We start from the raw sequence: 11,957 nt of genomic DNA, 5'->3' as shown, positions 1-11,957 counted from the left end.
CGCCTCTTAGAGGCGGTTTGGAAGTCGCGCCACCCCGCCGCGCGGCGCTATCGCGCGCGTTTCAGCGCCCAGCTCACGCTCGCGCCGCCGGCTTCCGCCGTGCCGGTGACGACGAGCTGCTGGGTCGCGACCGGACGGCCGTCGCCATCGATCCACAGGCTCTCCTCAATCGCCAGCGAATCGCCGCGCACGCGGAATTGCCACAGCGCCCCGCCCGGTACGCGCAGCACCGCCGCTAGCCCATCGGCGGTGGGCGATGCCTCCACCCCGCGCCCGAGATGGAAGCGGATCGCGAACGGCGTCGTGCCGGGACGTCGACGGCGACCTCTCGGCAGCAGCGAATCCTCGCCGCGCAGCTCGCGCCCGTCGCCGGTCAGCACGAGCTGGCGGCGATGGACGAAGCCGAAGCGGCGGACATAGCCGTCATGGCTCGCCTCGATCCGCCCCGCGCCGTCAGATTCCTGCCGCGACAGCTCCACCTCCGCCACGCCCTTGCCGAGCGAACCGTCCGCCAGGATCGCGGTGGAATTGGAATCGCTAAGCGTCAGGGTCGAATGCGCGGCGGTGGTGCGCAGCGCCTCGACCAGCTCACGCGGCAGGCGCGGCGAGGCCCCGCGCGCGCCGCCGCAATTGACGATCAGCCGCGCCGCGCCGTCGGAGAACTCGAACGCAAGCGTAGAGGCGCAGCCGCCATCGACCACACGCGCCACTGGCGGCGGGGCGGCGTCCATGATGAGCACGGCATTGCCGCCGGTCAGCCGCTGATAGCCCCATTCGCGCGCCTGCTTGAGCGGGCGGGTGCGCACGCCGGTCGCCTCGACGATCTGCGCGACGCGCTCCGCCGGCACCGGGCCGCCACCCTGCCAGCTCGCCAGCCCGCGATCGGCATGGCACACGCCGAGCAGCGCCGGAATCATCCGCGCCAGCGCCGCTTCGGCCGGCTCGGGCAGCTCCAGCCGGCGCGCGGCATAGCATTCGCGCAGGATCGCCAGCAGCATCGCCATGTCGAGCAGCGCGTCCGGCGCGCGGCTGACCGCGCCGCCATCCTCGAACAAGGCGGTGTCGAGCGCGCGCGCCAGCCCCGCCTCGCCGAACACGCGGCGCGGATCGCCACCCGGAATCAGCAACCCCGCGGCGATCAGCCCGCACCATGCGGCGACGCGCCTGGCCCCCGGCGGCGTCTTGTCCGCCCCGCGATCGAGGTGCCGCGCGCCGCGCGCCAGCGTGTTGAGCACCTTCGAGCGATAGATCAGATCGGTCGAGGACAGGATCAGCGGGGCATGCGCCGTCCAGAACAGGATGCGCCAGCCCCAGATATCCGGCCGCCACGCGATGCCCGCCACCTTGTCGGCATGGGCGATCAGCCAGCGCGACATCAGTCCTTCGGCGATCGGCGCCCCCTTGGCGCGCGTCGCGACCGACGACAGGTCGCGCAGCCAGGCGAAGGACTGGAGATAATCGGCGAAGCCCGGCGGGACATCGAGGTTGCGGAAATCGAGGCTGGCGATCTCGCGCGTGTCGCCGCGCCACGCGACGCGCCCCTCGATCAACGCCTGCCCGCGCGCGGCGTCGCCGAACAGTGGATCGTCCGGCACCGCGATCAGCTTGAGCGGGTAACGGCCCTTGAGGCGGAAGGAATGGATCGGCGTGCGCCACGTCAGCCGGTCGAACGTCTGCGACAGGCGTTCGGCGAGCGACAGCCCCTTGTCGCCGCCCGATCGCACCAGCCGCTTGCCCTGCTCGATCCCGTCGGCGCCGGGATCGCCGGTCTCCCCGGTCATTCGCCCCGGAGCGCCCGGATGTTGGCGGCATAGGCGTCCGGCCCGCCGCGGAAGGTGGCGGTGCCGGCGACCAGCGCGTCCGCCCCCGCGTCCACCGCCAGCCGCGCCGTGCGCTGGTCGATGCCGCCGTCCACCTCAAGGTCTATGTCGCGCCCGGTCGCGTCGATCATCGCGCGGATCGTGGCGATCTTGCGGAGCTGGCTGTCGATGAAGCTCTGCCCGCCGAAGCCGGGGTTGACGCTCATCACCAGCACCAGATCGACCATGTCGAGCAGGTAATCGAGGATCTCGACCGGCGTCGCCGGGTTGAGCACCACGCCGGCGCGCTTGCCGAGGCCTTTGATGTGCTGGATCGTGCGGTGGACGTGCGGCCCCGCCTCGGGGTGAACGGTGATCGTGTCCGCCCCGGCCTCCGCGAAGGCGTCGAGATAGACGTCCACCGGGGAGATCATCAGGTGAACGTCGAACGGCTTCTGCGTATAGGGGCGCAGCGCCTTCACCACCATCGGGCCGATCGTGATGTTCGGCACGAAATGGCCATCCATCACATCGACGTGTATCCAGTCCGCCCCGGCCGCGTCGATCGCGCGGACCTCCTCGCCCAGCTTCGCGAAATCGGCGGAAAGGATCGAGGGGGCGATGCGGACGGGCCTGGACATGGCCCCCGCTTAACGCGCGTTTCGCTCAGGCGGAAGCGCGTCGCAGCCGCGCGACGAAAAAGCCGTCGCAGCCACCTTTCGCCTCGACCGTTCCGGGGAGCGTGCGGACATGGCCGTCCGGGTGGGCGGCGATGCCTTCAGGCAGTTCGCCCGGCGCGGGAGGCATGACGGCAAAGTCGTTGCGATCGGCGAGGAAGCGCGCGATCTGCGCCTCGCCCTCCTCCGGCTCCAGCGAGCAGGTGGCATAGACCAGCACGCCGCCCGGCGTCACCCAGTCCGCCGCGCGGGCGAGGATGCGCTGCTGGAGATCGGCCATCTCCGCGATCACCCCGCCATGCGCGCGGTGGAGCACGTCGGGGTGGCGGCGGAAGATGCCGGTGGCGCTGCACGGCGCATCGACCAGCACCGCCTCCGCCGGCGCCTCGGGCGACCAGCCGAGCACGTCCGCCACCACCGTCTCGGCGGAAAGTGCGGTGCGCGCGAGATTCTCGCCAAGCCGCGCCGTGCGGTTTTTCGAGGCATCGACGGCCGTCACCTTCCAGCCGGCGGCGGCGAGCTGGAGCGTCTTGCCGCCCGGCGCGGCGCACAGGTCGAGCGCGCGGCCGCGCCCCGCGCCGATCAGCCGCGCGGGGATCGAGGCGGCGAGATCCTGCACCCACCATGCGCCCTCGTCATAGCCGGCAAGCCCGGGCACCGGCCCGGCATCGGCGAGGCGCAAATGCCCCGGCGCGAAGCTCTCGCCCTCCAGCCCCGTCCATGCCGGATCGCGCAAGCTGAGATCGAGCGGCGGCGGCGCGGCGATCGCGCGCGCGGCGGCGGCGACCGTCTCCTCGCCCCATGCGGCACGCCAGCGCGCCGCGACGGTCTCGGGCAGCGTCGGCGTCTCTGGCAAGGCGACGCCCTGCCGCATCAGCGTGCCGAACACCCCATGCACCAGCCGGCGCGGCCCGCCGTCGACCAGCGGCAGCACCGTCGCGATCGCGGCATGCGGCGGCGTGCCGAGCGCGAGCGTCTGCGCGAGCGCGATGCGCAGCGCCATCCGCGCCTTGGCGTCGTCCGGCAGGCGCTGGCGCGTGGCCGAATCGATCAGCGCGTCGAGATCGGGCAGCCGGCGCAGCGTCTCGGCGGCGATGGCATGGGCAAGGCCGCGATCGGGCGGCGAGACGATATCGCGCGTCGCGGCGGTGAATGCCGCCTCCAGCGCCTCGCCACGCCGCAGCACCGCGTCGAGCAGCCGCATGGCGGCGCGGCGGGTCGGCGTGCCGAGCGGCAGGGAGGGGCGTTTATGGGGCTTGGCGCGCGTCGTCATCGCGCCCATGTGGCGGGTCAGCAGCCAGATCGGAAGAGCAATGTCGAAACGCCCCCCGCATGTGAAGCCGCCGGCCTATCTCTCGCCGAACACGCCGGTGCCGAAACCGGCCCCCGGCAAGCCCGGCCCGGCCGATCCCGCCGATCGCGATCCAACCCGCTTCGGGGATTGGGAGCTGAAGGGAATCGCGGTCGATTTCTAGGCGGTGAGCTCCGCCAGCCTGAGCACCGTGTTCCAGTTGCGCGCGGTTGCGGCCCTGGGGAATTTCGCGCGCGCCATCGCCGGGGGCAGCTTCGACCGGCCGATCCCGGCGGGATAATCGACGAACAGCTCCCGGCCTACCGCCACGACCCGCTCCGGCCCGTCATAGCCGCCGGCCAGCGCCTCCAGCACCGCCGGATCGACCGGCCGATGCAGGAAGAACACCTGCACATGATTCGGCCGCGCCGCCGTTTCCGCCGGAAAGGGATTGGCGGCGACGATCGCGGCGAGGTCGTCATGGCCGCGCAGGAACCAGTCGGTATCCAGCCCTAGCTTCCCGCGCGCCGCCGCCTGCAATCTTTCCTCCAGCGCCGCGGCGTCGCACGCGTCGCTGTCGAACAATGCGTTGCCGGAGGCGAGCAGGGTCGTCACCTCGCGCATCCCCTGCGCCGACAGGAAATCGCGCAGATCGGCCATCGCGACATTCTTGCCGGCGTTGATGCTCCTGAGCAGCGCCGCCCAGCGCATCGTCACGCCTCCTCGCGCAGCGGGCGGGAGAGCAGGTCGCGCGCCACCGCGCGCACGTCCGCACCGTCGAGCAGCCGGCACACCGATTCGACGATCGGCATGTCCACGTCCAGCTCGCGCGCCGCCTCCGCCAGCACCGGCGCGGTGAAGGCGCCCTCCGCCACGGTGCGGCGGTCCGCGAGCAGGCCGGCGGCCGGCTCGCCCCGCCCCAGCCCGACACCGAGCGAGAAATTGCGCGAGCTGGTCGAGGAGCAGGTGAGCACCAGATCGCCCAGCCCCGAAAGCCCCGCCAGCGTCTCCGCCCGCGCGCCGCGCGCAAGGCCGAAGCGCGTCATCTCCGCGAAGCCGCGTGCGATCAGCGCGGCGCGCGCGTTCTGCCCCAGCCCCGCGCCCTCCACGACTCCACAGGCAATCGCGAGGACATTCTTCACCGCCCCGCCGATCTCCGCGCCGGTCACGTCGCTGGAGGCATAGGGACGGAAGGCGGGGCCGGCGAGCCGCTCCGCCAGCCGTGCCTGAAGCGCCGCATCCTCGCAGGCGAGCGTCACGGCGGTCGGCAGCCCGGCGGCGACCTCATGCGCGAAGGTCGGGCCGGAGAGCACCGCGATCGGCGCGTCCGGATGCGCTTCATGGGCGACCTCGCCGACCAGCCGGCGCGATCCCGCCTCGATCCCCTTGGCGCACATCACCAGCGGCGTCGCGCCGACCGGCGTTTCGGCGAGCACCCGCCCGACATGCTGCGCCGGCGCGACGACCAGCAGCGCGTCCACGCCCGCGAGATCGCCCAGCGCCCTGGTCGCGCGGATCGCGGGGGAAAGCGCCACGTCCGGCAGGAACAAGGGATTCGCATGATCGGCGTTGACCGAGGTCACCACCTCCGGCTCGCGCGCCCAGAGCAGCACCTCGCCGCCGCGCGCCGCCACCTGCGCCAGTGCGGTGCCCCATGCGCCGCCACCGATCACCCCGATTTTCATGCCTTCACTCCCGCGCCGCGCACCGCCTCCGCCGCCGGATCGAGCGGCCAGCGCGCGCGCGCCGGCACGTCGAGCGGATCGGTGAGACCAGCCACGAACCGTTCCGCCCCCGCCCAGGCGATCATCGCGGCATTGTCGGTGCAGAGCCACAAGGGCGGCGCGACGAAGCGCAGGCCGCTCTCGCCCGCCAGCCGTTCCAATGCCCCGCGCACCGCGCCATTCGCCGCGACGCCGCCCGCCACCACCAGCGCGGTCGCGCCGTCGGCGCGGTCGAGCGCGCGGCGGGTGCGGTCGATCAAGCAATCGACCACCGCCTGCTGGAACGAGGCGGCGATATCCTCCGGCGCATGCTGCCCCACCGCGCGCGCCACCGCGCTCTTGAGGCCGGCGAAGGAGAAATGCGGCTCCTTCGATCCGACCAGCGGGCGCGGCAGCGGCACGGCGTTCGGATTCCCCAGCGCGGCGGCGCGCTCCACCGCCGGGCCGCCGGGAAAGCCGAGGCCGAGCAGCTTGGCGGTCTTGTCGAACGCCTCGCCCGCCGCGTCGTCGATCGTCGTCGCCAGCCGGCGATAGCGGCCGACGCCCTCGACCAGCAGCAACTGGCAATGCCCGCCGGAAACGAGCAGCAGCAGATAGGGGAATTCGAGGTCGGGATCGGACAGGCGCGGGCTGAGCGCATGGCCCTCCAGATGATTGACCGCCACCAGCGGCTTGCCGACCGCATGGGCGATCGCCTTGCCCGTGACCAGCCCGACCATCACTCCCCCGATCAGCCCCGGCCCGGCAGTGGCGGCGATCGCGTCCACCCGATCGAGCGAGACGCCCGCATCGGCCAGCGCCGCCTCGATCAGCGGCTCCAGCGCTTCGACATGCGCGCGCGCGGCGATCTCGGGCACCACGCCGCCATAGGGGCGGTGCGCCGCCTCCTGCCCGGCGAGCCGGTGCGCCAGCACGTGCCGGTCGCCGCTCACCAGCGCGGCGGCGGTCTCGTCGCAGGAGGATTCGAGGCCAAGGATCAGCATGTCCGATCCTCTATCCGCTCCGTCCGGGCTTGTCGAAGGGCGCGGGGTCCGCCATCGGAAGCGCCATGACCTTCCGCCTCGGCACCCGTGCGTCCCCGCTTGCGCTGATCCAGGCGGAAATGGTGCGCGACGCGCTCGTCGCCGCGCATCCGGGGATCGCGGTTGAACTGATGCCGATGCGCACCACCGGCGACAAGGTGCAGGATCGCGCGCTGGCCGAGATCGGCGGCAAGGGGCTGTGGACCAAGGAGCTGGACCGCGCCCTGCTCGCCGGCGAGGTCGACGCCTGCGTCCATTCGGGCAAGGATGTCGAGACGATCCGCCCGGCGGAGATCGCCATCGCCGCGATGCTGCCCCGCGCCGACGTGCGCGACCGGCTGATCGGCGCGGAATCGATCGCCGCGCTGACGCCGGGCGCGGTGGTCGGCACCAGCTCGCCGCGTCGCCGCGCGCAACTGCTCCACCGGCGGCCGGACCTGAAGATCGTGCTGTTCCGCGGCAATGTCGCGACCCGGCTGGCGAAGCTGGAGGCGGGCGAGGCGGACGCCACATTGCTCGCCGCCGCCGGGCTGGACCGCCTCGGGCGGCACGATCTCGGCCATGCGATCCCGCTCGCCGACATGCTGCCCGCCCCGTCGCAGGGGGCGGTGGCGGTGGAGACGCTGGCCGGCTCCCCGGCGGCCGCGATCGTCGCCGCGATCGACGATGCGCCGACCAGCGCGGCGGTGCTGACCGAGCGCGCCTTCCTCGCGGCGATCCATGCCGGCTGCCACTCGCCGGTCGGCGCGCTGGCGCGGATCACGGACGGGCGCGCCACGCTGCGCGCGCAATTGCTGTCGGAGGACGGCGAGGATTCGATCGAGGGCGAATTGACCGGCGCACCCGGCGACGAGCTTGCCGCCGCGCTGGCCCGCGACCTGCTCGCCCGCGCGCCGGCGACGATGAAGCGGCTGTTCGGCGGATGACTCGCACCGCGATCGTGCTGCGTCCCGCGCCCGGCGACGCGCGGACGATCGCCCGGCTCACGGCGCTCGGCATCCCCGCCCGCGCGTTGCCGCTGTTCGCGGTGCATCCGGTCGCATGGTCGTTGCCCGCAGGCGCGTTCGACGCGCTGCTCATCACCAGCGTCAATGCGATTCGCCATGCGGAACTGGATGGCGTGCGCGGGCTGCCGGTCGTCGCGGTGGGCGAAGCGAGCGCGGCCGCCGCGCGGGCGGCGGGCCTCGATGTCGCGATCGTCGGCGCGAGTGACGGCATGACGGTGGTGGCCGAGGCGCGGGAGGCGGGATTCGCCCGGCTGCTCCACCTCGCGGGGTACGACCGCATCGGGTTGCCCGGCATGACCGCCGTCACCGTCTATCGCAGCGAGGCGCTCGATCCGCCGCCCGGCGCGCTGGAGGTGGCGCGCGGGCAGGTGGCACTGCTGCACTCGCCCCGTGCCGCGGGTCGCTTCGCCGCGTTGGTCGACCGGGACGGCGTGCCGCGCGCCTCGATCCGGCTCGCCGCGCTGAGCGAGGCGGTCGCGCGCGCCGCCGGCGCGGGCTGGGGCGAGACATTGGCCGCCACGCGGCCGGACGACGCCTCGCTCGTCGCGCTCGCCGCCAGGCTGGCGATTGACCCATGAGGCCGGGACGGGAATAGTATCACCATGAACGATCCTGTGCCGAGCGAAACCGCCGCGCGCCGGCCGCGGGTCGGGCTGGTGACGATTTTCATCGTGCTCGCCTTTGCCGTCGGCATCGCATTGATGTTCTTCGCGATGCGCAAATCGGGGGGCTGGTTCATCCACGCTCCCGCCGCCACCCAGCCGGCCGCCGAAACCGCCGCCCCGCCGCCCCCGTCGCCTACCCCCGCGCCGACACCCGTGGCGCCGCCGCCCGATCTCGATACGCTCGCCACGCGCGAGACCGCGCTTGCCGCGCAGATCGCCGCGCTGGAAGCGCGCGCGGCGGAGATAAGCACCACGTCAGCCGCCGCCGCGACGCAGGCCGGGCGCGCCGAGGCGCTGATGGTCGCCTTCGCCACGCGCCGCGCGATCGATCGCGGGGTGCCGCTCGGCTATCTCGAGGTGCAGCTACGCGAGCGTTTCGGCGGGATCGCGCCCGGCCCGGTCGCCACCGTCATCCACGCGGCGCGCCAGCCGGTGACGCTCGCCGCCCTGCGTCAGGCGCTGGACAATAGCGCCAATGAACTCATCAACGGCGACGACGGCTGGCTCGAAGGGTTGCGCCGTCAGTTGGGCAAGCTCGTCTTCCTGCATGACGCGAACACGCCGTCGCAGCTTCCCGGCGAGCGGCTGGCGCGCGCGCGGCGCTTGCTCGAATCCGGGCAGGTGCAGGCGGCGATCGGCGAGGTCTCGCGCCTGCCGGGGGCGGCGGATTCGGGCAATTGGACCAATGCCGCGCGCCGCTACGTCGATGCGCACCGCGCGCTCGACGCGATCGAGGCGGCCGCGCTGATGCTGCCGGCACCCGCGGCAGCGAAGCGCGACGAGGCGCAGGCCGCCACGCCGCAAGCGCCCGACGAGCCGCTCGCCCCGCCGGCGACCGACGCTATCTGACGCGTTCGATCAGCGCCATCGCGCCGTGCGGCGCGCGCACCTTGGCGCCGTTGATGAAGAACACGAAAGCGTCGCGCGGCTTCTTCGCGGGGCTGGCCAGCTCGACATAGGGTAATCCTTCCGGCGCGCCGCCCGCCGCCCATATCCGCGCGGCATCGGCCCAGCGGTCGAGCGCCTGCGCGGAATAGCCGGCCGGCTCCTCCTCCACGCCGTTCTCGAGCCGCGCGTAGGTGAAGTCGCCCGTCACGTCGGCGATCGCCGGATAATCCGCCGAATCGGCATAGACGATCGCCACCCCGGCCGCGCGGCACATCGCGATGAAAGCAGGGTCGGCGAAGGATTCGTGCCGCACCTGCACCGCATGGCGCAGCTTCACCCCTTCGTGGCTTCCCGGCAGCAATTTGAGGAACGCGCCGAAATCCGCCGCGTCGAACTTCTTGGTCGCCATGAACTGCCACAGGATCGGGCCGAGCCGGTCGCCCAGTTCGACGATCCCCTGCCCGACGAAGCGCGCGACCGATTCACCCGCCTCCGCCAGCACCTTGCGATTGGTGCAGAAGCGCGACGCCTTGAGCGTGAAGACGAAATCCTCCGGCACCGCCTTCGCCCAATTGGCGAAGGTCGCGGGCTTGAAGCCGCTGTAATAGGTGCCGTTGACCTCGATCGCGGTCATCTTGCCGGCGGCATATTCCAGCTCGCGCTTCACCGGCCATTTCGGCGGGAAGAAGGTGCCGCGCCACGGCTCATAGGTCCAGCCGCCGATGCCGATGCGAATCATGCCGTTGCTCATCGCGCGATCTTACGCTCAGCGCACCGTGAAGGTCACGCGGTCGACGGTGCGGCCGGCGATATCGACCAGCGCGAGCTGGTGCCGGCCCGGCGCGGGGAAGGTGAGCGGCGCCGAATCCACCGCGCCGAGATCGCGCGTGTCGAGCCGCAGCCGATGCGTCGCCGCCGCGCCCGTCACCGCCACCGCCAGCCGCTGCCGGTCGCGCGGGATGTCCGGGTCGAGCGCATAGACGCTGCCCGACACCGGCGAGGCGATGCGCGGCCGGCGTGCCTCCGCCGGGGCGACATCGGCATGGGCGAAGGACGTGCCGGCGAGGAACCATTCGCGGCGCGGCTGCTCGCCCGTGCCGGCGAAGGTGACGCGGCGCGCCTCCACGCCCGGCGGCGGAAGCGGCTCCTGCCCGCCGCGCGCGCCCTCCAGCGCCAGCATCACGTCGCGCCACACCGGGGCCGCGCCGCTGGTGCCGGAAACCGCGCGCATCGCATCGCCCTCGACGTTGCCGACCCATACCGCGACGGTGAACCGATCCGAGAAGCCGACGCACCAATTGTCGCGCATCGCTTTCGACGTGCCCGTCTTCACCGCCGCCCAGAATGGCAGGCGCAGCGCCGAATCCAGCCCGAAGGTGCCGGCACGCGCCACGGGATCGGAGAGCATGTCGGCGACGATCCACGCGGCCTGCGGCGTGGTGATCGCGCGCGGCGGCTCGCGCGGATCGTCGGCGCGCAGCCGCAGCGGGGACCAGCGCCCGCCGCGCGCGAGGCTGCGATAGCCCGCCGCCTGCTCCGCCAGCGTCACCTCCGCCGATCCGAGCGCGAGGCTGAAGCCGTAATAGGAGCCGTCCTCCACCAGCCCGCGATAGCCCGTGTCCCACAAGCGATCGCGGAACGGATCGACGCCGACCAGCAGCAGGGTGCGCACCGCCGGCACGTTGAGCGACCCCGCCAGCGCCGCGCGCGCGGAGACCGGCCCCTTGAACGCGCGGTCGTAATTCTGCGGCACGTAGAGGCCGGAGGCGGTGTCGAGCTGCACCGGCGTGTCGTCGAGGATCGAGGCCGGGGTGAGATAGCCTTTCTCGATCGCCTGCGCGTAGAGGAAGGGCTTCAGCGTCGATCCCGCCTGACGATAGGCGTTCGCGGCGTCCACGGCCGGCGAGGTGGAATTGCCGCCGATCCCGCCGACATAGGCGAGCACGTCGCCGCTCGCATTGTCCACCACGATCACCGCGCCATCGCGTGCGCGCGTCGCGCCGAGGCCGAGGAGCTGCCGCCGCAACGCCGCGATCGCCATGCGCTGCACGTCGATGTCGAGCGTGGTAGTGACGCGCATCCCCGGCTTCCTCAGCAGCCGGTCGGCGAGATGCGGCGCGAGGCCGGGATCGAGCGCTAGGCTGCGCGCCGGCCCCAGCATCGACGCGGCGAGCGCGGGGAAGCGCCCGCAATCGCCATCATGCGACAGCGCGCACGCGCGCCGCGCGACCGTCTCGGCCGGGGCCTGCGGGTTGGGGAGGAGCGCCGCGAGCAGCAGCGCATCGTCGCGGGTCAGCGCGGCGGGGGTCTTGCCGAACAGGCCGAGCGCCGCCGCGCCGATCCCCTGCGCCTCGCCGCGAAAGCCCGCCATGTTGAGATAGGCTTCGAGGATCTGGTCGCGGCTCCAGTCATCCGCGATTCCCCGCGCCGCCCTGATCTGGCGCAGCTTGTCGAGCCACCCGCGCGCGCCGGGCCGCGCGAGATTGCCGGAGAGGAAGCCGGCAAGCTGCATCGCCAGCGTGCTCGCCCCGCGCGGGCGCTTGCCGGAGAGGCGGTCGCGCGCCGATCCCGCCAGCGCGAGCCAGTCCACCCCGCCGTGATGCGCGAAGCGCTTGTCCTCGCTCTCGACGATCGTGGCGCGGGCGATCGGCGCGATCTGGTCGAGCGGCGTCCACGCCAGCCGCCGGGTCGCGAAATCGACGCGCGAGGAATCGAGCAACGCGCCGTTGCGATCGTAGAGCCACGCCTCCGACGGCCGCCACGCCGCGCGCACCTGTGCATAGCCGGGGAGCGGTGGCGGGCGGGTGAACCAGTCGGCGAGGCCGAACAGGGTGGCGACCGCGACGATCGCGGCCAGCGCCCAATGCTCGCCCCGCCGGCCCAT

The 11,957-nt window shown here is 72.8% G+C and carries 12 protein-coding genes; 4 read left to right on the top strand and 8 right to left on the bottom strand.

The genetic code is table 11. From position 1 onward, the window contains the following. Positions 1–47: 47 nt before the first annotated feature. From F9288_RS05605 to F9288_RS05595, 3 genes are read right to left on the bottom strand one after another with little or no spacing between them, the layout of a single operon-like run. Positions 48–1,781, bottom strand: coding sequence for a heparinase II/III family protein (locus F9288_RS05605; RefSeq protein WP_174835729.1), 1,734 nt, complete (start codon positions 1,779–1,781; stop codon positions 48–50). Beyond that, positions 1,778–2,440, bottom strand: coding sequence for a ribulose-phosphate 3-epimerase (gene rpe, locus F9288_RS05600; RefSeq protein WP_174835728.1), 663 nt, complete (start codon positions 2,438–2,440; stop codon positions 1,778–1,780). The genes F9288_RS05605 and rpe overlap by 4 nt, the downstream gene beginning before the upstream one ends. Before the next feature lie 25 nt (positions 2,441–2,465). Next, positions 2,466–3,749: an RsmB/NOP family class I SAM-dependent RNA methyltransferase gene (locus tag F9288_RS05595; RefSeq protein WP_254621085.1), complete on the bottom strand. Its 1,284-nt coding sequence runs from the start codon at positions 3,747–3,749 to the stop codon at positions 2,466–2,468. Positions 3,750–3,789: 40 nt separating this feature from the next. On the opposite strand from F9288_RS05595, the gene F9288_RS05590 reads away from it, so the two are divergent. Continuing rightward, positions 3,790–3,951, top strand: a complete 162-nt coding sequence (locus F9288_RS05590) for a DUF1674 domain-containing protein (protein ID WP_174835726.1) — start codon at positions 3,790–3,792, stop codon at positions 3,949–3,951. On the opposite strand, the gene F9288_RS05585 is transcribed toward F9288_RS05590, so the two are convergent. The 3 genes from F9288_RS05585 to tsaD are packed head-to-tail and all read right to left on the bottom strand — an operon-like array spanning position 3,948 to position 6,474. Next, positions 3,948–4,478, bottom strand: a complete 531-nt coding sequence (locus F9288_RS05585) for a DUF1697 domain-containing protein (protein WP_254621181.1) — start codon at positions 4,476–4,478, stop codon at positions 3,948–3,950. The two genes, F9288_RS05590 and F9288_RS05585, sit on opposite strands and share 4 nt — an antisense overlap. Before the next feature lie 2 nt (positions 4,479–4,480). Next, positions 4,481–5,452, bottom strand: coding sequence for an NAD(P)H-dependent glycerol-3-phosphate dehydrogenase (locus F9288_RS05580; protein ID WP_174835724.1), 972 nt, complete (start codon positions 5,450–5,452; stop codon positions 4,481–4,483). Continuing rightward, positions 5,449–6,474 (bottom strand): tRNA (adenosine(37)-N6)-threonylcarbamoyltransferase complex transferase subunit TsaD, encoded by a 1,026-nt coding sequence (gene tsaD / locus F9288_RS05575; RefSeq protein WP_174835723.1) that lies wholly within the window; start codon positions 6,472–6,474, stop codon positions 5,449–5,451. The genes F9288_RS05580 and tsaD overlap by 4 nt, the downstream gene beginning before the upstream one ends. A gap of 65 nt (positions 6,475–6,539) precedes the next feature. Between tsaD and hemC the strand changes: the two genes are divergently transcribed. The 3 genes from hemC to F9288_RS05560 are packed head-to-tail and all read left to right on the top strand — an operon-like array spanning position 6,540 to position 9,034. Continuing rightward, positions 6,540–7,439, top strand: a complete 900-nt coding sequence (gene hemC / locus F9288_RS05570) for a hydroxymethylbilane synthase (RefSeq protein WP_174835722.1) — start codon at positions 6,540–6,542, stop codon at positions 7,437–7,439. Then, positions 7,436–8,098 carry a uroporphyrinogen-III synthase gene (locus tag F9288_RS05565; RefSeq protein WP_174835721.1) on the top strand — a complete coding sequence of 221 codons (663 nt, stop codon included), beginning with the start codon at positions 7,436–7,438 and terminating at the stop codon, positions 8,096–8,098. Before hemC ends, F9288_RS05565 begins: the two co-directional genes overlap by 4 nt. A gap of 24 nt (positions 8,099–8,122) precedes the next feature. Then, entirely contained in the window at positions 8,123–9,034 is a 912-nt protein-coding gene (locus tag F9288_RS05560) for a hypothetical protein (protein ID WP_174835720.1), read from the top strand. Here F9288_RS05560 and F9288_RS05555 read toward each other — a convergent pair. Continuing rightward, the gene (locus F9288_RS05555) at positions 9,027–9,824 is read right to left on the bottom strand and encodes a DUF72 domain-containing protein (RefSeq protein ID WP_174835719.1); all 798 of its coding nucleotides are present in this window, start codon (positions 9,822–9,824) and stop codon (positions 9,027–9,029) included. The two genes, F9288_RS05560 and F9288_RS05555, sit on opposite strands and share 8 nt — an antisense overlap. 15 nt (positions 9,825–9,839) lie before the next feature. Beyond that, the gene (gene pbpC / locus F9288_RS05550; RefSeq protein WP_174835718.1) at positions 9,840–11,957 is read right to left on the bottom strand and encodes a penicillin-binding protein 1C; all 2,118 of its coding nucleotides are present in this window, start codon (positions 11,955–11,957) and stop codon (positions 9,840–9,842) included.

Source organism: Sphingomonas sp. CL5.1 (assembly GCF_013344685.1).
In the GTDB taxonomy this organism is placed as follows: Bacteria; Pseudomonadota; Alphaproteobacteria; order Sphingomonadales; family Sphingomonadaceae; genus Sphingomonas.
This window is presented reverse-complemented; position numbering and strand designations above follow the sequence as displayed.